The sequence below is a fragment of the Pseudomonas sp. PGPR40 genome, assembly GCF_022014505.1.
Lineage (GTDB): Bacteria > Pseudomonadota > Gammaproteobacteria > Pseudomonadales > Pseudomonadaceae > Aquipseudomonas.
The window spans coordinates 16261-38414 of record NZ_JAKLSP010000044.1; the positions used below are offsets into that span (position 1 = coordinate 16261).

General features: G+C 58.5%; 25 protein-coding genes. 24 read left to right on the forward strand and 1 reads right to left on the reverse strand.

What is annotated here, in order from left to right:
* Window positions 1-191: 191 nt before the first annotated feature.
* The 5 genes from ffh to rplS all read left to right on the forward strand — a co-directional run bounded on the left by ffh (window position 192) and on the right by rplS (window position 3762).
* A complete protein-coding gene (ffh, locus tag MEB48_RS27205; protein ID WP_095051275.1) occupies window positions 192-1568 on the forward strand; it encodes a signal recognition particle protein in 1377 nt (458 codons plus the stop codon).
* 249 nt (window positions 1569-1817) lie between these two features.
* Window positions 1818-2069, forward strand: coding sequence for a 30S ribosomal protein S16 (gene rpsP / locus MEB48_RS27210; RefSeq protein WP_003198088.1), 252 nt, complete (start codon window positions 1818-1820; stop codon window positions 2067-2069).
* Window positions 2070-2074: 5 nt separating this feature from the next.
* Window positions 2075-2611, forward strand: a complete 537-nt coding sequence (rimM, locus tag MEB48_RS27215) for a ribosome maturation factor RimM (protein ID WP_008014731.1) — start codon at window positions 2075-2077, stop codon at window positions 2609-2611.
* Window positions 2593-3366 carry a tRNA (guanosine(37)-N1)-methyltransferase TrmD gene (gene trmD, locus MEB48_RS27220; protein WP_237886853.1) on the forward strand — a complete coding sequence of 258 codons (774 nt, stop codon included), beginning with the start codon at window positions 2593-2595 and terminating at the stop codon, window positions 3364-3366. Before rimM ends, trmD begins: the two co-directional genes overlap by 19 nt.
* Before the next feature lie 45 nt (window positions 3367-3411).
* A complete protein-coding gene (gene rplS, locus MEB48_RS27225) occupies window positions 3412-3762 on the forward strand; it encodes a 50S ribosomal protein L19 (RefSeq protein ID WP_030139558.1) in 351 nt (116 codons plus the stop codon).
* 319 nt (window positions 3763-4081) lie between these two features.
* Here the strand turns inward: rplS and suhB are convergent, their stop codons facing one another.
* The gene (gene suhB, locus MEB48_RS27235) at window positions 4082-4900 is read right to left on the reverse strand and encodes a type III secretion system regulator SuhB (RefSeq protein ID WP_095632461.1); all 819 of its coding nucleotides are present in this window, start codon (window positions 4898-4900) and stop codon (window positions 4082-4084) included.
* 145 nt (window positions 4901-5045) lie between these two features.
* Here suhB and trmJ point away from each other — a divergent pair, with 145 nt between their 5' ends.
* The 19 genes from trmJ (at window position 5046) to der (ending at window position 21876) form a co-directional block, all read left to right on the forward strand.
* On the forward strand, window positions 5046-5816 hold the full coding sequence (trmJ, locus tag MEB48_RS27240; protein WP_237886854.1) for a tRNA (cytosine(32)/uridine(32)-2'-O)-methyltransferase TrmJ: 771 nt from the start codon (window positions 5046-5048) through the stop codon (window positions 5814-5816).
* A 2-nt stretch (window positions 5817-5818) separates the two neighbouring features.
* The gene (gene cysE, locus MEB48_RS27245; RefSeq protein WP_237886863.1) at window positions 5819-6595 is read left to right on the forward strand and encodes a serine O-acetyltransferase; all 777 of its coding nucleotides are present in this window, start codon (window positions 5819-5821) and stop codon (window positions 6593-6595) included.
* A 266-nt stretch (window positions 6596-6861) separates the two neighbouring features.
* On the forward strand, window positions 6862-7353 hold the full coding sequence (gene iscR / locus MEB48_RS27250) for a Fe-S cluster assembly transcriptional regulator IscR (RefSeq protein WP_003227911.1): 492 nt from the start codon (window positions 6862-6864) through the stop codon (window positions 7351-7353).
* Window positions 7354-7403: 50 nt separating this feature from the next.
* Window positions 7404-8618 (forward strand): IscS subfamily cysteine desulfurase, encoded by a 1215-nt coding sequence (locus tag MEB48_RS27255; RefSeq protein WP_237886855.1) that lies wholly within the window; start codon window positions 7404-7406, stop codon window positions 8616-8618.
* 86 nt (window positions 8619-8704) lie between these two features.
* Window positions 8705-9091, forward strand: coding sequence for a Fe-S cluster assembly scaffold IscU (iscU, locus tag MEB48_RS27260; protein ID WP_003443374.1), 387 nt, complete (start codon window positions 8705-8707; stop codon window positions 9089-9091).
* A 34-nt stretch (window positions 9092-9125) separates the two neighbouring features.
* Window positions 9126-9449, forward strand: a complete 324-nt coding sequence (iscA, locus tag MEB48_RS27265) for an iron-sulfur cluster assembly protein IscA (protein ID WP_007903589.1) — start codon at window positions 9126-9128, stop codon at window positions 9447-9449.
* A gap of 8 nt (window positions 9450-9457) precedes the next feature.
* On the forward strand, window positions 9458-9979 hold the full coding sequence (gene hscB / locus MEB48_RS27270) for a co-chaperone HscB (protein WP_237886856.1): 522 nt from the start codon (window positions 9458-9460) through the stop codon (window positions 9977-9979).
* Between the two features lie 51 nt (window positions 9980-10030).
* Complete coding sequence (gene hscA, locus MEB48_RS27275) at window positions 10031-11896, forward strand: Fe-S protein assembly chaperone HscA (protein ID WP_237886857.1); 1866 nt, start codon at window positions 10031-10033, stop codon at window positions 11894-11896.
* Window positions 11896-12237: an ISC system 2Fe-2S type ferredoxin gene (gene fdx, locus MEB48_RS27280; RefSeq protein WP_008014719.1), complete on the forward strand. Its 342-nt coding sequence runs from the start codon at window positions 11896-11898 to the stop codon at window positions 12235-12237. The genes hscA and fdx overlap by 1 nt, the downstream gene beginning before the upstream one ends.
* Before the next feature lie 14 nt (window positions 12238-12251).
* Complete coding sequence (gene iscX / locus MEB48_RS27285) at window positions 12252-12452, forward strand: Fe-S cluster assembly protein IscX (protein ID WP_047538086.1); 201 nt, start codon at window positions 12252-12254, stop codon at window positions 12450-12452.
* A 93-nt stretch (window positions 12453-12545) separates the two neighbouring features.
* On the forward strand, window positions 12546-12971 hold the full coding sequence (gene ndk / locus MEB48_RS27290) for a nucleoside-diphosphate kinase (protein ID WP_007903599.1): 426 nt from the start codon (window positions 12546-12548) through the stop codon (window positions 12969-12971).
* A gap of 28 nt (window positions 12972-12999) precedes the next feature.
* Window positions 13000-14148 (forward strand): 23S rRNA (adenine(2503)-C(2))-methyltransferase RlmN, encoded by a 1149-nt coding sequence (gene rlmN, locus MEB48_RS27295; RefSeq protein WP_007903600.1) that lies wholly within the window; start codon window positions 13000-13002, stop codon window positions 14146-14148.
* A gap of 12 nt (window positions 14149-14160) precedes the next feature.
* The gene (pilW, locus tag MEB48_RS27300; RefSeq protein ID WP_237886858.1) at window positions 14161-14919 is read left to right on the forward strand and encodes a type IV pilus biogenesis/stability protein PilW; all 759 of its coding nucleotides are present in this window, start codon (window positions 14161-14163) and stop codon (window positions 14917-14919) included.
* Window positions 14919-15953, forward strand: coding sequence for a RodZ domain-containing protein (locus MEB48_RS27305; RefSeq protein WP_237886859.1), 1035 nt, complete (start codon window positions 14919-14921; stop codon window positions 15951-15953). Before pilW ends, MEB48_RS27305 begins: the two co-directional genes overlap by 1 nt.
* 3 nt (window positions 15954-15956) lie before the next feature.
* Window positions 15957-17066 (forward strand): flavodoxin-dependent (E)-4-hydroxy-3-methylbut-2-enyl-diphosphate synthase, encoded by a 1110-nt coding sequence (gene ispG, locus MEB48_RS27310; protein ID WP_008070966.1) that lies wholly within the window; start codon window positions 15957-15959, stop codon window positions 17064-17066.
* A 24-nt stretch (window positions 17067-17090) separates the two neighbouring features.
* Window positions 17091-18380, forward strand: coding sequence for a histidine--tRNA ligase (gene hisS / locus MEB48_RS27315; RefSeq protein WP_052967496.1), 1290 nt, complete (start codon window positions 17091-17093; stop codon window positions 18378-18380).
* A 40-nt stretch (window positions 18381-18420) separates the two neighbouring features.
* Window positions 18421-19062: a tetratricopeptide repeat protein gene (locus MEB48_RS27320; RefSeq protein ID WP_237886860.1), complete on the forward strand. Its 642-nt coding sequence runs from the start codon at window positions 18421-18423 to the stop codon at window positions 19060-19062.
* On the forward strand, window positions 19055-20206 hold the full coding sequence (gene bamB, locus MEB48_RS27325) for an outer membrane protein assembly factor BamB (RefSeq protein WP_237886861.1): 1152 nt from the start codon (window positions 19055-19057) through the stop codon (window positions 20204-20206). Before MEB48_RS27320 ends, bamB begins: the two co-directional genes overlap by 8 nt.
* A 200-nt stretch (window positions 20207-20406) precedes the next feature.
* Complete coding sequence (der, locus tag MEB48_RS27330; protein WP_237886862.1) at window positions 20407-21876, forward strand: ribosome biogenesis GTPase Der; 1470 nt, start codon at window positions 20407-20409, stop codon at window positions 21874-21876.
* The last annotated feature ends 278 nt before the right edge of the window (window positions 21877-22154 follow it).

Below are 22154 nucleotides of genomic sequence, written 5' to 3' on the forward strand. Positions count from 1 at the left end.
CGAAAGGCGCTGAGTTTGGCATAGAACCCACATCGCACGAAAGACCATGCTACCTGACGGCGAGGTGTCCGCCAGACGCAGTCTTCGCTATAATCCGCGACCTGCCCACGCCGCAGGCTCGCCGAGCACATGTTGATTCCGGTCTGGGCCGCCATTATCCCGGTCTACACAGGGCCTGAAAGGATCGCGCAATGTTTGAAAACTTAACCGACCGTCTCTCGCAGACGCTGCGCCATGTCACCGGCAAGGCCAAGCTGACCGAGGACAACATCAAAGACACCCTGCGCGAAGTGCGCATGGCGTTACTCGAAGCCGACGTCGCCCTGCCGGTGGTCAAGGACTTCGTCAATTCGGTCAAGGAGCGCGCTGTCGGCACCGAGGTGTCGCGCAGCCTGACGCCGGGCCAGGCCTTCGTGAAAATCGTCCAGGCCGAACTCGAAAGCCTGATGGGCGCGGCCAACGAAGACTTGAACCTCAGCGCCGTTCCTCCTGCCGTCGTGTTGATGGCAGGTTTGCAGGGCGCGGGTAAAACCACCACCGCCGGCAAACTGGCGCGCTTCCTTAAAGAGCGCAAGAAGAAGTCGGTCATGGTCGTGTCCGCGGACGTTTACCGTCCGGCGGCGATCAAGCAGCTGGAAACCCTGGCCAACGACATCGGCGTGACGTTCTTCCCGTCCGACCTGAGCCAGAAACCGGTCGACATCGCACAAGCGGCTATTAAAGAAGCCAAACTGAAATTCATCGACGTGGTTATCGTCGATACCGCCGGTCGTCTGCACATCGACGAAGAGATGATGGGCGAGATCAAGGCGTTGCATGCCGCGATCAACCCGGTCGAAACCCTGTTCGTGGTCGACGCCATGACCGGTCAGGACGCCGCCAACACGGCCAAGGCCTTTGGCGATGCGCTGCCGCTGACCGGTGTGATCCTGACGAAGGTCGACGGCGATGCCCGTGGTGGTGCCGCGCTGTCGGTGCGAGCCATCACCGGCAAGCCGATCAAGTTCATCGGTATGGGCGAGAAGACCGAAGCGCTCGAACCGTTCCATCCTGAGCGTATCGCTTCGCGCATCCTCGGCATGGGCGACGTACTCAGCCTGATCGAGCAGGCCGAACAGACCCTCGACAAAGACAAGGCCGATAAACTGGCCAAGAAGCTGAAGAAGGGCAAGGGCTTCGATCTCGAAGACTTCCGCGATCAGTTGCAACAGATGAAGAACATGGGCGGCCTCGGCGGCCTCATGGACAAACTGCCGAACATCGGCGGCGTGAATCTGGCGCAGATGGGTAACGCCCAGGGCGCGGCAGAGAAACAGTTCAAGCAGATGGAAGCCATCATCAATTCCATGACCCCGGCCGAGCGTCGCGACCCTGAGCTGATCAGTGGTTCGCGCAAGCGCCGGATCGCCATGGGTTCCGGCACCCAGGTGCAGGACATCGGTCGCTTGATCAAGCAGCACAAGCAGATGCAGAAGATGATGAAGAAATTCTCCGCGAAAGGCGGAATGGCCAAAATGATGCGCGGCATGGGCGGTATGTTGCCCGGCGGCGGCATGCCAAAGATGTAAAGTATTCACGCCAGGGCTTGCCCTTGCATCTCCCACATGGAAGTGGGATCTCCAGCAAACCCGCACTTGGCGGGAGCTGACTGGCCATCTTCAACGATGGCTCTATAGCAAATCTGGATGGCGACCGATAGGCCGCCGGAAAAAGACATTTGCAAAAGTCCGGATATTCCTTAGAATATGCGGCCTTTCGGGCACCTATGCCCGCTGTGCCTTTAGATTTGCAGCACCGACTACAGGAACGATGTTCACATGCTAACAATCCGTCTTGCCCTTGGCGGCTCCAAAAAGCGCCCGTTTTACCACTTGACCGTAACCGACAGCCGCAATCCGCGTGACGGTTCGCACAAGGAACAGGTTGGTTTCTTCAACCCTGTTGCTCGTGGTCAAGAAGTTCGTCTGTCCGTGAACCAAGAGCGCGTAGCCTACTGGCTGAGCGTTGGTGCACAACCTTCTGAGCGCGTTGCTCAGTTGTTGAAGGAATCTGCCAAGGCTGCGGCCTGAGCAATATGAACGCGACGCCAGCTGTTGCCGATGATTTGATCGTTATTGGCAAAATTTATTCTGTTCATGGCGTTCGCGGCGAAGTGAAGGTGTATTCCTTTACTGATCCGACTGAAAACCTGTTGCAGTACAAAACCTGGACGCTCAAGCGCGAGGGCAATGTGAAACAGGTTGAGCTGGTCAGCGGACGTGGGAACGACAAGTTCCTGGTCGCAAAGCTCAAGGGTCTTGATGATCGTGAAGAAGCTCGTCTTCTGGCCGGTTACGAGATCTGCGTGCCGCGTAACCTGTTCCCTGAATTGACCGACGGCGAGTACTACTGGTACCAGCTGGAAGGTCTGAAGGTTATTGATCAACTCGGGCAATTGCTCGGGAAAATCGATCATCTTCTGGAAACCGGCGCCAATGATGTAATGGTGGTCAAGCCTTGCGCTGGCAGCCTGGATGATCGCGAACGCCTGTTGCCCTATACGGAGCAATGCGTGTTGGCTGTCGACCTTGCCGCAGGCGAGATGAAGGTGGAATGGGATGCGGACTTCTAAACGTGGCTAATCTGCGCGTAGAAGTGATCAGTTTGTTTCCCGAGATGTTCTCCGCCATCAGCGAGTACGGCATCACCAGTCGGGCGGTGAAACAGGGGCTGTTGCAGCTCACCTGTTGGAATCCGCGAGACTACACGACGGATCGACATCACACTGTGGATGATCGCCCATTTGGCGGTGGTCCGGGCATGGTGATGAAGATCAAGCCCCTGGAAGATGCTCTGGCTCAGGCCAAGGCAGTAGCCGGGGAGGCGGCGAAGGTAATTTACCTGTCCCCCCAAGGCCGTCAACTGACTCAGTCGGCGGTGCGCGAGTTGGCGAATCTGGATGCATTGATCCTGATTGCCGGCCGCTATGAAGGCATTGACGAGCGTTTTATTGAGGCTCATGTCGATGAAGAGTGGTCGATTGGCGACTATGTACTGTCTGGCGGCGAGCTGCCGGCGATGGTCCTGATCGATGCGGTTACACGACTGCTGCCTGGAGCTTTAGGGCATGCGGACTCCGCCGAGGAAGATTCCTTTACGGATGGTTTGCTGGATTGCCCGCACTACACCCGACCGGAGGTGTATGCGGATCAGCGTGTTCCCGACGTATTGCTAAGTGGCAATCACGCGCATATCCGGCGTTGGCGTTTACAGCAGTCCCTTGGTAGGACCTTTGAACGACGCGCCGATCTTCTGGAAAGCCGCTCGCTTTCTGGAGAAGAGAAGAAGCTGCTCGAGGAATACATCCGCGAGCGGGACGATAGTTAACAACGTATCGATGGTAAATCCGACGATTTACCTTAGGAGCACAGCATGACTAACAAAATCATCCTTGCACTCGAAGCAGAGCAGATGACCAAAGAGATCCCTACCTTTGCCCCGGGCGACACCATTGTCGTTCAGGTGAAAGTGAAGGAAGGCGATCGTGCACGTCTGCAAGCGTTCGAAGGCGTCGTTATCGCCAAGCGTAACCGCGGCGTAAACAGTGCTTTCACCGTTCGTAAAATCTCCAACGGTGTTGGCGTAGAGCGTACTTTCCAGACCTACAGCCCGCAAATCGACAGCATGGCCGTCAAGCGTCGCGGTGACGTACGTAAAGCCAAGCTGTACTACCTGCGTGACCTGTCCGGTAAAGCAGCTCGCATCAAGGAAAAACTGGCTTAAGTCCAGCTTCCGATGCCGAAAAGCCAGCCTGTTCAGGTTGGCGATTCAAGAAAATGCCTCGTATCGAAAGATACGGGGCATTTTTCGTTATGGGTGCATCTAAAAGGCGGTCGCTCAATGCCGGGCGGCCAGGCGCAAATCCCTGTGGGAGCGGGCTTGCTCGCGAAAGCGGTGTGTCAGTCGACGTTGATGTTGTCTGGCGCACTGCTTTCGCGAGCAAGCCCGCTCCCACAGGGGGTTGTGCGACGTTGGGGGGATTTTTTCTGCACAAAAAAACGCCCCGAACCAGTCGGGGCGTTTTCTTGAGGTGCTTTTACGTTTAGCGCTTCAGCGAGGCTGGCAGGTGCGGCTGGATCGCCGTCAATACTGCCTTGAAGCACTTGGTGTTGCCGGCGACGATATGGCCTTTCTCAAGGAAGTCGTGACCGCCGGTGAAGTCGCTCACCAAGCCGCCTGCTTCCTGGATCAGCAGGGCGCCTGCAGCCATGTCCCACTCGGACAGGCCTGATTCCCAGAAAGCGTCGAAGCGGCCAGCGGCAACGTAGGCCAAGTCCAGACTCGCTGCGCCAGCGCGGCGGATGCCGGCGGTCTGGCCTACCAGGGCGCGGAACATGCCCAGATAGTTGTCGAGGTTGTCCATTTGCTCGTCGCGGAACGGGAAACCGGTGCCCAGCAAGGCGCCATCCAGGCTGGTGCGGCCGCTGACGCGCAGGCGGCGACCGTTCAGTTGGGCGCCACGGCCGCGGCTGGCGGTGAATTCTTCCTGGCGAACCGGGTCCAGAACAACGGCGTGTTCCAGGCGGCCACGGTATTTGCAGGCGATGCTGACAGCGAAGTGGGGAATGCCGCGCAGGAAGTTGGTGGTGCCATCCAGTGGGTCAATGATCCACAGGTATTCTTCGCCTTCGATGCCGCTGCCGGCGTGCATGCCGGTTTCTTCACCCATGATCGAGTGATTCGGGTAAGCCTTGCGCAATGCATCGACGATTTTCTGTTCGGCGGCGCGATCCACCTCGGATACGTAATCCTTGGCGTCTTTTTCGTCGACCTTGATGGTATCCAGGCGCTCGATGGAGCGGAAAATCAATTCACTGGCGCTGCGGGCGGCGCGCAGCGCGATATTCAGCATGGGCTGCATGGATGTGTCACCTAAGGTTGTTAAAGAAAGCCGGGCATTCTATCAGAAAGTTTCTACAGGAGAAGGTCGGTGTTCGCTTTCATAGCTTAACGGTAGGTTGAGCTGTAAGATTCTGCTCCCATTAAAGTGTTCGAGAGCGCCTCCCTTGCTGCAAAACATTCGTGTCGTCCTGGTCAATACCAGTCACCCCGGAAATATCGGCGGGGCTGCGCGTGCCATGAAGAACATGGGCCTGTCGCGGCTGGTACTGGTCGAGCCGCGGTTGTTCCCGCATCACGAGGCTGATGCGCGTGCGTCCGGTGCCGGTGACATTCTTGAAAGCGCTCAAGTCGTCGCCACCCTGGAAGATGCCTTGGTCGGCTGCAATCTGGTACTTGGTACCAGTGCTCGCGATCGTCGCATTCCCTGGCCGTTGCTCGATCCCCGTGAATGCGGTGTGAAGGTGGTCGAGGAAGCGGAGCAGGGTGCCGAGATCGCATTGGTGTTCGGTCGTGAAGACTCCGGCCTGACCAATGAAGAACTGCAGCGATGTCATTATCACGTGCACATCCCGTCAGACCCTGAGTTCAGTTCGCTGAACCTTGGGGCGGCGGTGCAGGTGTTGAGCTATGAAGTGCGTATGTCCTGGTTGGCGGCTGTAGGTCAGCCGAGCAAGGTCGAGAAGGATGAAGTGGCGTCCACCAAGAGTGGTGAGCTGGCGACCATGGATGAGTTGGAGCGTTTCTATGAGCACCTGGAGCAGACCCTGGTGGCCATCGAATTTCTCGACCCGGAAAAACCACGGCACTTGATGGCGCGTCTGCGCCGGTTGTACGGACGCAGCTCGGTCAGCCGGGCGGAAATGAATATATTGCGTGGCATCCTCACGGAAACCCAGAAAGCGGCCCGTGGCGAGCTTCTAAAGCGGAAGGATTAATGATGTTCGAGCGTTTGCGTGAAGATATCCAAAGTGTTTTCCATCGTGACCCGGCTGCGCGTAATGCTTTTGAGGTGCTGACGTGCTACCCGGGCATGCACGCCATCTGGATCCATCGCCTGTCGTCAGCGTTGTGGGGCATGGGCTGGAAATGGCTGGCGCGGGTGGTGTCGAACTTCGGTCGCTGGTTGACCGGGATCGAGATTCATCCGGGTGCCAAGGTCGGTCGTCGCTTCTTTATCGACCATGGCATGGGCATCGTTATCGGTGAGACCGCCGAGATTGGCAACGATGTCACCCTGTATCAGGGCGTGACGCTCGGCGGCACCAGCTGGAACAAGGGCAAGCGTCACCCGACGCTGGAGGACGGCGTAGTGGTCGGGGCGGGCGCCAAGGTGCTCGGTCCGTTTACCGTCGGCGCCGGCGCCAAGGTCGGCTCCAATGCGGTCGTGACGAAGGCCGTTCCGCCGGGGGCGACGGTAGTCGGGATTCCGGGGCGGATCATCGTCAAGTCCGATGAAGAGCAGGACGCCAAGCGCAAGGCGATGGCCGAGAAGATCGGTTTCGATGCCTATGGTGTCGGCGAAGACATGCCGGACCCGGTGGCCCGGGCAATTGGTCAATTGCTTGATCACTTGCAGGCAGTCGATGGTCGCCTGGAGGGCATGTGCGGCGCGTTGAAGGATCTGGGCAGTAATTACTGTGCCAAGGATCTGCCCGAATTGCGCGAAGAAGACTTTGCCTGTGTGAAAGATAAAGATCAGAGTCAGGCCAGTTAAACCGCGCTGGCCCCTTCGCGAGCAAGCCCGCTCCCACACTTGATTTGTGTCGTGCACAAAATCGGTGTCCACAGGCGATCTAATGTGGGAGCGGGCTTGCTCGCGAAGAACGATAACTCGCAATTGCTGGCTGTACACGGCCAGCCTTTGTTATGATGCGCGCGCTCTTTTGCGGGTAAACCCGAGTAAAGCACTAGGTCTTATAGTTGACTTAAATACTCGGGAATTGCATACTCGCCCCATTCCGAATTCCGTGGTAATTGTCCATGCGACTGACTACAAAAGGCCGATACGCCGTGACCGCCATGCTTGATCTGGCGTTGCACGCGCAGCACGGGCCGGTGTCCCTGGCCGATATCTCCGAGCGCCAAGGCATCTCTCTGTCCTACCTCGAGCAGCTTTTCGCCAAATTGCGCCGCAGCAATCTGGTGTCCAGCGTTCGCGGTCCAGGCGGTGGTTACCAGTTGTCCCGCGACATGCAGGGCATCCAGGTCGCCCAGGTGATCGATGCGGTCAACGAATCGGTCGATGCAACCAAATGCCAGGGCCAGGGCGATTGCCATTCCGGCGACACCTGTCTGACCCACCACTTGTGGTGCGACCTGAGCCTGCAGATTCACGAATTTCTCAGCGGTATCAGCTTGGCTGACCTTGTAACTCGCCGTGAGGTGCAAGAAGTAGCCCAGCGTCAGGACCAGCGTCGTTGCAACAGCAAGGCGCCGCGCCTGGACAAGATTGAAGCGTCCGCCGTCGAATGACAGCCAAAGAGCTAGCGGCACGCCAGCCAGCCTGATTTAGGAGATAGTCCATGAAATTGCCGATTTACCTTGATTACTCTGCGACGACCCCGGTTGATCCACGTGTCGCGCAAAAGATGAGTGAATGCCTGCTGGTCGACGGAAACTTCGGTAACCCGGCGTCCCGTTCCCACGTGTTCGGCTGGAAAGCTGAAGAGTCCGTCGAGAACGCTCGCCGTCAGGTCGCTGACCTGGTTAACGCCGACCCGCGTGAAATCGTCTGGACCTCCGGTGCCACCGAGTCCGACAACCTGGCAATCAAGGGGGCGGCGCATTTCTACTCCACCAAAGGCAAGCACCTGATCACCACCAAGATTGAGCACAAGGCTGTCCTCGACACCATGCGCCAACTGGAGCGTGAAGGTTTCGAAGTGACCTACCTCGACCCTCGTGAAGATGGTCTGGTCACTCCAGAGATGGTCGAAGCTGCCCTGCGCGATGACACCATCCTGGTGTCGATCATGCACGTGAACAACGAAATCGGCACCGTCAACGACATCGCAGCCATTGGCGAACTGACCCGTTCCAAGGGGATCCTGTTCCACGTCGATGCCGCTCAGTCCACCGGCAAGGTCGAGATCGACCTGTCGAAGCTGAAAGTCGACATGATGTCGTTCTCTGCCCACAAAACCTACGGCCCTAAAGGCATCGGCGCGCTGTACGTCAGCCGCAAGCCGCGTGTTCGCATCGAAGCGACCATGCATGGCGGCGGTCACGAACGTGGCATGCGCTCTGGCACCCTGGCGACCCACCAGATCGTCGGCATGGGTGAAGCTTTCCGCGTAGCCAAGGAAGACATGGCTGCCGAGAACGTACGCATCAAAGCCCTGAGCGACCGTTTCTTCAAGCAGGTCGAAGGCCTCGAAGAGCTGTACGTCAATGGCAGCATGACCTCCCGCGTACCGCACAACCTGAACCTGAGCTTCAACTACGTTGAAGGCGAGTCGCTGATCATGGCGCTCAAGGATCTGGCGGTTTCGTCCGGTTCGGCCTGCACCTCGGCGTCGCTTGAGCCTTCGTACGTATTGCGCGCCCTGGGCCGCAACGACGAACTGGCACACAGCTCGATTCGCTTCACCTTCGGCCGTTTCACCACCGAAGAAGAAATCGACTACGCCGCGCAGAAAGTTTGCGAGGCCGTTACCAAGCTGCGCACTCTCTCGCCGCTGTGGGACATGTACAAAGATGGCGTCGACATTTCGAAAATCGAGTGGGCGGCACACTGATATTCAAGTCGCCGCAACCGGGCCCTGCGAATCGACGATTGGCAGGGCTTCAAGAGCGACTCTCTGATGAGTGAGGATTAAGAATCATGGCTTACAGCGAAAAGGTCATCGACCACTACGAGAACCCGCGCAACGTCGGCAAGATGGACGCGGAAGATCCTGATGTCGGCACCGGCATGGTCGGCGCTCCGGCGTGCGGCGACGTGATGCGCCTGCAGATCAAGGTCAACGAACAAGGCATCATCGAAGACGCCAAGTTCAAGACTTACGGTTGCGGTTCGGCGATCGCCTCCAGCTCCCTGGCGACCGAGTGGATGAAAGGCAAGACTCTGGATGAAGCAGAGACCATCAAGAACACTCAGCTGGCCGAAGAACTGGCCCTACCGCCAGTAAAAATTCACTGCTCCGTACTCGCTGAAGACGCTATCAAAGCGGCCGTTCGCGACTACAAGCAGAAGAAAGGCTTGATCTGACTTTCAAGATTTGGCGACGAGTAAGGAGTCACCGATGGCTATCAGCATGACAGAAGCGGCTGCTCAACACGTGCGACGCTCCCTCAACGGGCGCGGCAAAGGTGAAGGGATTCGTCTGGGTGTTCGCACCACAGGCTGTTCCGGCCTTGCCTACGTGCTGGAGTTTGTCGACGAGGTGGTGGCAGAGGATCAAGTGTTCGAAAGTCACGGCGAGAAAGTGATCATCGACCCGAAAAGCCTGGCATACCTGGACGGAACCGAGCTCGATTTCGTCAAGGAAGGGTTGAACGAAGGCTTCAAGTTCAACAATCCCAACGTACGCGGTGAATGTGGCTGCGGCGAAAGCTTCAATATCTGAGGCTGCTCGTGGGTACTCCTTGTCATTTCGCTTTATTTGAACTGCAGCCGAGTTTCCGTCTGGATCTCGAGCAGTTGGCCACGCGCTACCGTGAGTTGGCGCGCGGTGTTCATCCAGACCGTTTTGCCGACGCTTCCGAGCGTGAGCAGCGGCTGGCGCTCGAGCAATCCGCGAGCCTCAACGAGGCCTACCAGACGCTCAAAAGCCCTCCCAAACGCGCGCGCTACTTGCTCGCCATGGGCGGTCGCGAGCTGCCGCTGGAGGTTACGGTGCATGATCCGGAGTTTCTTCTGCAGCAGATGGAGTTGCGTGAAGAGCTCGAAGACCTGCAAGACAGCGCCGACCTGGCCGGCATTGCCGTGTTCAAGCGTCGTTTGAAGGTTGCGCAGGATGAACTGAACGAAAGCTTCGCAGCCTGTTGGGATGATGCAGCGCAACGTGAACGGGCCGAACGCCTGATGCGGCGCATGCAATTCCTCGACAAGCTCACCTACGAAGTGCGCCAGTTAGAAGAGCGCCTCGACGATTAACCCAGTGCCGCTCCGGTCGCACGCCTGATATACAGATAAGTCCTGATCACGATGGCCCTACTGCAGATCGCCGAACCCGGCCAAAGTCCTCAACCGCACCAGCGTCGTCTGGCTGTGGGGATCGACTTGGGCACTACCAATTCGCTGGTCGCTGCGTTGCGCAGTGGTCTTTCCGAGCCTCTGGCCGACGCGCAAGGGCAGGTCATCCTGCCGTCTGCCGTGCGCTATCACGCCGATCACGTCGAAGTGGGCGAATCGGCCAAACTGGCCGCCGCGTCCGATCCTTTGAACACTGTGCTGTCGGTCAAGCGCTTGATGGGTCGTGGTCTGTCCGACGTCAAGCAATTGGGCGATCAGCTGCCGTACCGTTTTGTCGATGGCGAGTCGCACATGCCGTTCATCGACACGGTGCAAGGCCCGAAAAGCCCGGTCGAAGTCTCCGCCGATATCCTCAAAGTGCTGCGTCAGCGCGCTGAAGCGACGTTGGGTGGCGAATTGGTTGGTGCGGTGATTACAGTTCCGGCCTATTTCGACGATGCCCAGCGTCAAGCCACCAAGGATGCAGCCAAGTTGGCCGGCCTGAACGTGCTGCGTTTGCTCAATGAGCCAACCGCTGCCGCGGTCGCTTACGGTCTGGATCAGCACGCCGAAGGCCTGGTCGCGATTTATGACCTGGGCGGCGGCACCTTCGATATTTCGATTTTGCGCCTGACTGGCGGTGTGTTCGAAGTGCTGGCTACCGGCGGCGACAGCGCCCTGGGTGGCGATGACTTCGATCACGCTATTGCTGGCTGGATCATCGAGAACGCCGGTCTGTCGGCCGACCTCGATCCGGGTACGCAGCGCCATCTGCTGCAAACCGCCTGCGCGGCCAAAGAAGCGTTGACCCAGTCCTCGTCCGTCGAAGTTGCTTATGGCGACTGGAAGGCCGAGCTGACCCGTGAAGACTTCAATGCACTGATCGAGCCGATGGTTGCTCGCAGCCTGAAAGCCTGCCGCCGCGCGGTGCGTGATTCCGGTATCGAGCTGGAAGACGTACACGCTGTGGTCATGGTCGGCGGCTCGACGCGCGTGCCTCGCGTCCGCGATGCCGTTGCGCACGCCTTCGGTCGCGAGCCGCTGACCGAAATCGATCCGGATCAAGTCGTGGCCATCGGTGCCGCGATCCAGGCCGATACCCTGGCTGGCAACAAGCGTGATGGCGGCGAACTGCTGTTGCTCGACGTGATTCCGTTGTCCCTGGGGCTGGAAACCATGGGCGGCCTGATGGAGAAGGTGATTCCGCGTAACACCACCATCCCCGTCGCCCGGGCCCAGGACTTCACCACTTATAAAGATGGCCAGTCGGCCATGGCGATCCACGTATTGCAGGGCGAGCGCGAGTTGATCAGCGATTGCCGCTCCCTGGCGCGCTTCGAATTGCGCGGTATTCCGGCGATGGTGGCCGGTGCGGCGAAGATTCGCGTGACCTTCCAGGTCGATGCCGACGGTCTGCTCAGTGTCTCGGCCCGCGAATTGGCTTCGGGTGTCGAGGCCAGCATTCAGGTTAAACCGTCCTACGGCCTGACCGACGGCGAAATCGCCAAAATGCTCAAGGATTCGTTCCAGCACGCCAACGACGACAAAGTCGCCCGCGTATTGCGCGAGCAGCAGGTCGATGCCCAGCGCCTGATCGAGGCGGTGCAGGGCGCTCTGGAAGTTGACGGCGAGCGCTTGCTCGATGCCGAAGAACGCATGGTCATCGAATTGCAGATGCAGGAACTGACCGAATTGATGAAAGGCACCGATGGTTACGCCATCGAGCAGCAGACCAAGCGTCTGTCGCAAGTGACCGATGCCTTTGCTGCCCGCCGCCTGGATTCGACGGTGAAAGCCGCGCTGGCGGGGCGCAACCTGAATGAAATCGAGGATAACTGATGCCGCAGGTCATTTTTCTGCCACACGAGAAGTTCTGCCCGGAAGGCATGGTTGTAGAGGCTGAGCCCGGTATCTCTATTCTTGAACTGGCCCATGAGCACCATATCGAGATGGAAAGCGCCTGTGGCGGCGTCTGCGCTTGCACTACCTGCCATTGCATCATCCGCGAAGGTTTTGACTCGCTGGAAGAAGCGGATGAGCTGGAAGAAGATTTTCTTGATCGGGCCTGGGGTCTGGAAGCGCAATCGCGTCTAGGCTGTCAGGCGATCGTCGGGACTGAAGACCTGACCGTCGAGATTCCGAAATACTCGCTCAACCATGCAGCCGAAGCGCCGCACTGATTCAAGGAACCGATATGAGTCTGAAATGGGTTGATGTGCTTGAAATCGCGATCCAGTTGGCTGAGTCCCGGCCGGAAGTGGACCCGCGTTACGTGAACTTCGTCGATCTGCACAAATGGGTGCTGGCATTGCCGGAGTTCAGTGATGATCCGACCCGCGGTGGCGAGAAGGTGCTTGAAGCCATTCAGGCCGCCTGGATCGAAGAAGCAGACTGATCTCTGCACCGTACGCAGTTAGGCAATACCAAAGAACCCGCGTATAATTCGCGGGTTTAATTTTTCGCAAATTACCGTTTCTGGAGTTACACCATGGCTGTTCAACGTACTTTCTCCATCATCAAGCCTGACGCTGTTGCAAAAAACGTTATCGGCGAGATCACCACTCGTTTCGAAAAAGCTGGCCTGCGCGTTGTAGCTTCGAAACTGAAGCAACTGTCCAAAGCCGAAGCTGAAGGCTTCTACGCTGAGCACAGCGCTCGTGGTTTCTTCAACGACCTGGTTGCTTTCATGATCTCCGGTCCGGTTGTCGTTCAGGTTCTGGAAGGCGAAAACGCTATCGCTCTGAACCGTGAGCTGATGGGCGCTACCAACCCTAAAGAAGCTGCTGCCGGCACCATCCGCGCTGACTTCGCTGATTCCATCGACGCCAACGCTGTACACGGTTCGGACTCCGAAGCCGCTGCTGCTCGCGAAATCTCGTACTTCTTCGCAGCTACTGAAGTAACCACTCGCTAAGCATTGGCTTAAGAGTGAAGGTGAATCCATGACTACATCGACTGTAAAAACCAACCTGCTGGGTCTGACTCAACAGGAAATGGAAAAATTCTTCGACTCAATCGGGGAGAAGCGTTTCCGTGCCGGTCAGGTAATGAAATGGATTCACCACCTTGGCGTCGATGATTTCGACGCCATGACGAACGTCAGCAAGGCCCTGCGCGACAAGCTCAAGGCCATTGCTGAAGTCCGCGGCCCCGAAGTGGTCAGCGAGGACATCTCCACCGATGGCACCCGTAAGTGGGTGGTGCGCGTGGCGTCCGGTAGCTGCGTCGAGACCGTGTACATTCCCCAGGGCAAACGCGGCACTCTGTGCGTTTCGTCCCAGGCAGGCTGTGCCCTGGATTGCAGTTTCTGCTCCACCGGCAAGCAAGGTTTCAACAGCAACCTCACCGCCGCCGAAGTGATCGGCCAGGTGTGGATTGCCAATAAATCGTTCGGCAGCATCCCGGCGACCGCCGACCGTGCCATCACCAACGTGGTGATGATGGGCATGGGTGAGCCGCTGCTGAACTTCGACAACGTCGTGGCCGCCATGCATCTGATGATGGATGACCTGGGCTACGGGATCTCCAAGCGCCGCGTAACCCTGTCCACTTCGGGCGTGGTGCCGATGATCGATGAGCTGTCCAAGCACATCGACGTGTCCCTGGCGTTGTCGCTGCACGCACCAAACGACGCATTGCGTAACCAATTGGTGCCGATCAACAAGAAATATCCGCTTAAGATGCTGCTCGAGTCGTGCCAGCGCTACATGTCGTCCCTGGGCGAAAAGCGCGTGCTGACCATCGAGTACACCTTGCTCAAGGACATCAACGACAAGGTTGAACATGCCGTTGAGATGATCGAGTTGCTCAAGAACATTCCGTGCAAGATCAACCTGATTCCGTTCAACCCGTTCCCGCATTCCGGTTACGAGCGCCCGAGCAACAACGCGATTCGCCGGTTCCAGGATCAGCTTCACCATGCAGGCTTCAACGTCACCGTACGCACCACCCGCGGTGAAGACATCGATGCCGCGTGTGGCCAATTGGTAGGGCAGGTGCTGGATCGCACCCGTCGCAGCGAACGTTATATCGCCGTGCGCGAGTTGAGCGCCGAAAACGATATCGCAACAAACGCCGCGAACAATAATTAAGAGAGGATCTCTATGTCCCTGCGCTTCGCGCTGCTTGTGCTGTTGGCCAGCCTCTGTGCTGGTTGTGTCCTGTCGGGCGATTTCAACCCGATGAAGACCAGCAAGGGCCGTGATGAAGCGCGTGCCGCCTACGTGCAACTGGGCTTGGGGTATTTGCAGCAAGGCATGACCGAGCGCGCCAAAGTCCCGTTGAAGAAGGCTTTGGACCTGGATAGTTCGGATCCTGACGCCAACGCGGCTCTGGGGCTGGTGTTCCAGGCCGAGATGGAGCCGGAACTGGCCGATCAGCATTTTCGCAAGGCGTTGTCTTCTCGCCCCGCCGATGCGCGAATCCTGAATAACTACGGCAGTTTTCTTTTCGAAGAGAAACGTTACAAAGCGGCGTACGAACGCTTCGAACAGGCCGCCGCCGATACCCTGTATCCTGAGCGTTCGCGGGTTTTCGAAAACCTGGGTATGACCGCTTCAAAGCTTGGCCAGCGTGATCTGGCCCGTCAGCAACTGGAAAAAGCCCTGCGTTTGAACCGCCAACAGCCACGAGCATTGCTGGAAATGGCTGAGTTGTCTTACGAAGACAGGCATTATGTGCCCGCGCGTGACTATTACGACCGTTTTAGCCTGCTCACTGAACAAAATGCACGTAGTCTATTGCTCGGCGTTCGGCTGGCAAAAGTGTTCGAAGATCGCGACAAGGCCGCCAGTTTTGGCCTGCAATTAAAACGACTCTATCCCGGTACGCCGGAATATCAGCAATACCTGTCGGAGCAATGATGAAAGCGGCGCATCCCGAAGTTGTAGCAGCGAATCGCGTTAACCCCGGTGAGACTTTGCGCCAGGCTCGCGAAAGCAATGGCTGGTCGCTGGCCGAAGTGGCCCTCAAGCTCAACCTCACCGTCAATTCCCTGAGCAATCTGGAAGCCGGCGCTTTCGACAAGCTGCCAGGGCATACCTTTGCCCGTGGCTATATTCGCACGTATGCCAAATTGCTCGGCATGGACCAGGCCATTCTGGTCCAGCAGTTCGACCAATCCACCGGCACCGACTCCCAGGGCAGCAACGTCCACAGCCTGGGGCGCATCGAAGAGCCGGTTCGGGTTTCTCACACCATTTTGCGAATTGTCAGCCTGCTGTTGTTGCTCGCGGTGATTGGCGGTGGTTTTGTCTGGTGGCAGGATCAAACCTCATTGCGCACCAAGGACTTGATCGGCCTGGCCCCGGAACACGTTGAAGTCGAAGGCGCCGACGGCACCACCCAGATCCATCCACTGGACGAGCCGGAAGACCAGGCTGTTGCTCAAGGCCAGGCTGAAGGTGCAACGCCTCTTGCGCTGCCTCAGGCCGAGACTTCGACCGAGGAACCAGTCAATGCCGAAACGAGCGCACCGGTTCCAGCACCAGCGGCTCCAGCAGTAACGCCTGCGGCCCACAGCATTGCGCCGGTTGTCGCGACACCGGCGACACCGGCGACGCCTGCTCCGGCTGTTCCCGCTGTACCGGCACCAGTTATCACGGCTCCGATTGCTCCGACCGCCCCGGCTCCAGCTCCGGCAACTCCGGTGGCTGGCCAAGGCCAGGTTCAACTGCAATTCACTGCCGATTGCTGGACGCAAGTGACCGATGGCGCGGGCAAGGTGCTATTAAGCGGTCTAAAGCGTAAAGGCGAAAATGTTACCGTCAGCGGCAAACCGCCATTTTCCGTGCGTCTGGGCTTCGCCCGTGGCGCGCAGGTCAGCTACAACGGACAGGTGGTTGATGTCGCTCCGTTCACCAGTGGCGAAACTGCTCGCCTGAAGTTGGGTCAATAAGTCATGCACGGCGAATCTCCAATCAAACGTCGCGAATCCCGCAAGATCTGGGTCGGTAACGTGCCCGTGGGCGGCGATGCACCTATCGCTGTGCAGAGCATGACCAACAGCGACACCAATGACGTGGCCGCCACCGTGGCCCAGATCAATCGCCTGGAAGCCGCTGGCGTCGATATCGTGCGGGTTTCCGTGCCGGACATGGATGCCGCCGAAGCCTTCGGCAAGATCAAGCAACTGGTCAAAGTGCCGTTGGTGGCCGACATCCACTTCGACTACAAAATCGCATTGCGCGTAGCCGAACTGGGCGTCGATTGCCTGCGGATCAACCCGGGCAACATTGGTCGCGAAGACCGCGTGCGTGCGGTGGTCGATGCTGCCCGTGATCGCGGGATTCCAATCCGCATCGGCGTCAACGCCGGCTCCCTGGAAAAAGACCTGCAAAAGAAATACGGCGAGCCGACTCCCGCTGCACTGGTCGAGTCCGCCTTGCGTCACGTCGAACACCTTGAACGCCTGAATTTCCAGGACTTCAAGGTCAGCGTGAAAGCCTCCGACGTATTCATGGCCGTCGCCGCCTACCGCTTGCTGGCCAAGGAAATCGTCCAGCCGCTGCACTTGGGCATCACTGAAGCGGGTGGTTTGCGCTCAGGCACAGTGAAATCCGCCGTAGGCCTCGGTATGCTGCTCGCCGAAGGGATTGGCGATACTATTCGCATCTCGTTGGCGGCCGACCCGGTCGAGGAAGTGAAAGTCGGCTACGACATTCTCAAATCCCTGCACCTGCGTTCCCGTGGCATCAACTTCATCGCCTGCCCGAGCTGCTCGCGGCAGAATTTCGATGTGGTCAAAACCATGAACGAACTGGAAGGGCGCCTTGAAGACCTGCTGGTGCCGCTGGATGTCGCGGTGATCGGTTGCGTGGTCAACGGGCCGGGCGAAGCCAAGGAAGCCCATATCGGCTTGACCGGCGGCACGCCAAACCTGATTTACATCGACGGCAAGCCGGCGCAGAAACTGACGAATGACAATCTGGTGGATGAGCTTGAACGCTTGATCCGTCAGAAAGCGGCCGAAAAGGTCGAAGCCGACGCAGCAGTCATTGCGCGTGGCTAAGTCGAACGAATTTAAGGATTTATAGTGAGCAAGTCTCTGCAAGCCATACGTGGCATGAACGACATCCTGCCCGAACAGACTCCCCTGTGGCGTCATTTCGAGGGCACTGTTTCGCGTCTGCTGGATAACTACGGTTACAAGCAGATTCGCATGCCGATCGTTGAGTTCACCGAGCTGTTCAAACGCTCCATCGGTGAAGTGACCGACATCGTCGAAAAAGAGATGTACACCTTCGACGACCGCAACGGCGATTCCCTGACCCTGCGCCCTGAAGGCACAGCGGCCTGCGTGCGTGCGGTGCTCGAGCACGGCATCACCGGCGGCGGCCAAGTGCAGAAACTCTGGTACATCGGCCCGATGTTCCGTCACGAACGTCCACAGAAAGGTCGTTATCGCCAGTTTCACCAGATTGGTTGCGAAGTCTTCAACCTCGACGGTCCGGACATCGACGCCGAGTTGATCGTGCTGACCTGGCGCCTGTGGGGCGAGCTGGGTATCCGCGATGCGGTCAAGCTCGAACTCAATAGCCTGGGCACCAGCGAGTCCCGTGGTCGTTATCGTGAAGCACTGGTCGAATACCTGTCCGCTCGCCTGGATCAACTGGACGAAGACAGCCAGCGCCGTCTGAAAACCAACCCGCTGCGGGTTCTGGATACCAAGAACCCCGACACCCAAGCGGCGTTGGCCGACGCGCCAAAAATGGCCGACTACCTCGACGAAGAGTCCCGCGTGCACTTCGAGGGCCTCAAGGCTCGTCTGGACGCCGCCGGCATTCCTTATGTGATCAACCCGAAGCTGGTTCGCGGGCTGGATTACTACAGCAAGACCGTTTTCGAATGGGTCACCGACAAGTTGGGCGCTCAGGGCACCGTGTGTGCCGGTGGCCGTTACGACGGTCTGGTGGAGCAGATGGGCGGCAAGCCGACCACGGGCGTTGGCTTCGCCATGGGCATCGAGCGTCTGGTGCTGCTGCTTGAAACCCTGGAGCAGATTCCCGAAGAAATCTCCCGTCAGGTCGATGTTTACCTCTGCGCCTTCGGTGAAGCCGCCGAGCTGGCCGGTCTGGCATTGAGCGAGCGCGTTCGTGATCAATTGCCCAACCTGCGCCTGCAAGTCAATGCCGGCGCCGGCAGCTTCAAAAGCCAGTTCAAGAAAGCCGACAAGAGCGGTGCGCTGTACGCATTGATTCTCGGTGAGGACGAAATGGCCCAGCAAGTGGTAGGTTTCAAACCCCTGCGTGGCCAGGGCGAACAACAAAGCATTGCCTGGGATGCGCTTGCTGCACACCTGGCCACCTGCGTCGTGCAGGGTTGAAGCTGTCAAACAGCCGATTTAGCGATTAAGGAGTATTGGGGTGTCGAGTACCGAAGACGAACATCTGGTGGAGTTGAAGGACTGGTGGACACGCAACGGCAAGCCCCTGGTCACTGGCGGCCTGTTGGCGCTGGTCATCGTGTTCGGCTGGCAGGCCTTTCAGAAGTATCAGAGCAATCAGTCGCAAGGCGCCTCGATTCTCTATCAGCAATTGCTCGAAACCACGCTGACGCCTGACGGCAAGCCCGATGCTGCACGTGTTTCGGACCTGGCTGGCAAGCTCAACAGCGAGTTCGGCGGCACCGCTTACGCGCAATACGGCAGCCTGTTCGTGGCGAAAGTCGCGGTCGACAGCGCCAAGCTGGACGACGCAGCCAGCGAGCTGAAAGCCATTGTCGCCAAACCGGCCAACCCGGCACTCGGCGAAATCGCCCGTCAGCGCCTGGCGCAGGTGCTGGCCGCGCAGAACAAGGTCGATGAAGCCCTGAAATTGCTCGAAGGCGATGCGGACAAAGCATTCCTGGCCACTCGCGAAGAACTCAAAGGCGACCTGCTGGTGCAGTTGGGTCGTACCGACGAAGCGAACGCGGCGTATCAGAAAGCCAAGGCGGCACTGTCGGATGAAGCGGCGGTCGGCGGCCTACAAATCAAGCTGGACGACCTGGCCAAAGGGGATGCGTGACGTGATCCGTTGGAAACATGCAGCATTGCTGGCTCTGGCCATATTGGCCGCGGGTTGCAGCAGCAATAGCAAAAAAGAATTGCCACCGGCCGAGTTGACCGACTTCAAAGAAGAAGTGGTTCTGCAAAAGCAGTGGAGTCGTTCGATCGGTGACGGTCAGGGCGAAACCTACAACATGCTGGTTCCGGCGATCGATGGCGATACCATCTATGCCGCCGACGTCACCGGTGTGGTGATGGCGATGGATCGCAGCAATGGCGACGTCAAATGGAAGAAAGATCTCGAACTGCCTGTCTCCGGCGCCGTTGGCGTGGGTTACGGTCTGGTCATGATCGGCACGATCAAGGGTGAAATCGTTGCCCTGGACGCCAGCAGCGGTGAAGAGAAATGGCGCGCTCGCGTGACCAGTGAAGTGCTCGCGCCGCCGGCCACCAATGGTGACGTTGTTGTGGTTCAGACCCAGGATGACCGTCTGATCGGTCTGGATGCCGCTACCGGCAACCAGCGCTGGTTGTATGACAGCACGCCAGCGGTTCTGACCCTGCGCGGCACCAGCGCACCGATCGTCACCAACCGCGTCGCGGTGGCTGGCCTGTCGACCGGTAAAGTGGTTGCTCTGGATGTTTCCAACGGCGTGCCGGTATGGGAACAACGCGTAGCGATTCCACAAGGTCGTTCGGAACTGGAGCGTGTGGTCGATATCGACGGTGGCCTGCTGCTGTCCGGCGGTACACTGTATGTCGCCAGCTACCAGGGTCGCGTCGCGGCACTGGACCTGGAAAGCGGTCGTCAGCTCTGGCAGCGTGATGCTTCCAGCTATGCCGGCGTTGCTCAGGGCTTTGGCAGCGTCTACGTGAGCCTGTCTGCAGGCACCGTTGAAGGCGTCGATGAACGTTCTACCACGGCTTTGTGGAGCAACGATTCGCTGGCCCGCCGTCAACTGTCGGCTCCGGAAGTGTTCTCCAGCTATGTTGCAGTCGGTGATATGGAAGGTTACCTGCACCTGCTGAGTCAGGTGGACGGTCGTTTCGTCGGCCGCGAGCGCATCGACAGCGACGGCCTGCGTGCCCGTCCGCTGGTGGTGGGTGACACGATTTATCTGTATGGCAACAGCGGCAAACTGGAAGCCCTGACCATCAAGTAAAGGTTTGACTATGCTTGGGGTTAATCCCCCAGGCTGCTTCACTGTAGGAGCCGGCTTACCGGCGAAGGGGCCGCTGAATATTGCGGTGATCTTGAGATCGCCTTCGCTGGCAAGCCAGCTCCTACAGTGATTGCCCCGAGCACCAGCCGCTGCCTCGCAGCGGCTTTTGTATTTTCTGAAATAACGAAGTGGAGAGCCGCATGGTTCCCGTAATCGCCCTGGTGGGCCGACCGAACGTCGGCAAGTCCACCTTGTTCAACCGCCTGACCAGGACTCGCGACGCCATTGTCGGCGACTTGTCCGGTCTGACCCGTGATCGCCAGTACGGTGAGGCCAAGTGGCAAGGGCGTTCCTACATTCTGGTCGACACCGGCGGTATCTCCGGTGACGAGCACGGTATGGACGAAAAAATGGCCGAGCAGTCGCTGCTGGCCATTGAAGAAGCGGATGTCGTTCTGTTCCTGGTAGATGCCAAGGCCGGTTTCACCGCCGCCGACCAGATGATCGCCGAGCATTTGCGCAAGCGTAACAAGCGTTCTTATGTGGTCGCCAACAAGGTCGACAACATCGACCCTGAAATGGCCCGCGCTGAATTCGCCCCGTTGGGCATGGGCCACGCGATTCCAATCGCCGGTGCTCATGGTCGTGGCATCACCCAGATGCTGGAAATCGCCCTGAGCGATTTCCCGAAAGACGAAGAAGAAGCGGAAGAAGGCGAGGAAGAGATCGTTGCCGAAGGCGAGGAAGCCAAGCGCATTCCTGGCCCGAGCGAAAAAGACGGTATCAAGATCGCCATCATCGGCCGTCCGAACGTTGGCAAGTCGACCCTGGTCAACCGCATGCTGGGTGAAGACCGAGTCATCGTTTATGACCAGCCCGGCACTACCCGCGACAGTATCTACATCCCGTTCGAGCGTAACGACGAGAAGTACACGCTGATCGACACCGCCGGTGTGCGCAAGCGCGGCAAGATCCACGAAGAAGTCGAAAAGTTCTCCGTGGTCAAAACCCTGCAGGCGATCAAAGACGCCAACGTGGTGATCTTCGTGATGGACGCCCGCGAAGGCGTGGTGGACCACGACCTCAACCTGCTGGGCTTCGCCATTGAATCGGGTCGTGCGCTGGTCATCGCGATCAACAAGTGGGACGGCATGACGCCGAGCGAGCGCGACTTCGTGAAGGTTGAGCTGCAACGTCGACTGTTCTTCGTTGACTACGCCGACATCCACTTTATCTCGGCCTTGCACGGCACTGGCGTGGGCAACCTCTACGCGTCGGTACAGAACTCGTTCAAGTCCGCGGTCACCCGCTGGCCGACCAACCGCCTGACCCAGATTCTGGAAGATGCGGTTGGCGAGCACGCGCCACCGATGGTCAACAACCGCCGGATCAAGCTGCGTTATGCCCACTTGGGTGGCGCGAACCCGCCGATCATCGTGATTCACGGTAACCAGATCGAGAAGGTGCCGAAGTCTTACGTCCGTTACCTGGAAAACACTTACCGTCGTGTGCTCAAGCTGGTCGGTACGCCGATCCGCATCGAGTTCAAGGGCGGCGAGAACCCGTATGAAGGCAACAAGAACTCGCTGACCGATCGCCAAGTCAACAAGAAGCGCCGCATGATGTCGCACCACAAAAAAGCCGACAAAAAGCGCCGCGACAAGCGCTGATTTTCGACTACCGGTGATCGTTCCCACGCTCTGCGTGGGAATGCATCCCGTGACGCTCTGCGTCACATCAGCATGGACGCGGAGCGTCCGTGGCGGCATTCCCACGCAGAGCGTGGGAACGATCAATCTAGAGAGGGGCGCCGGTTGGCGCCCTTTTTTTATGGTGCGCCAGGCATGGCGCGTAGCGCCGTGACTGGCGCTGTTCAGCTCATTATGGTGATGAGTTGGATGACTTGGAGGTGGAAGTCCTCTACACACCCGGCAAGGGGAAGTGTTAG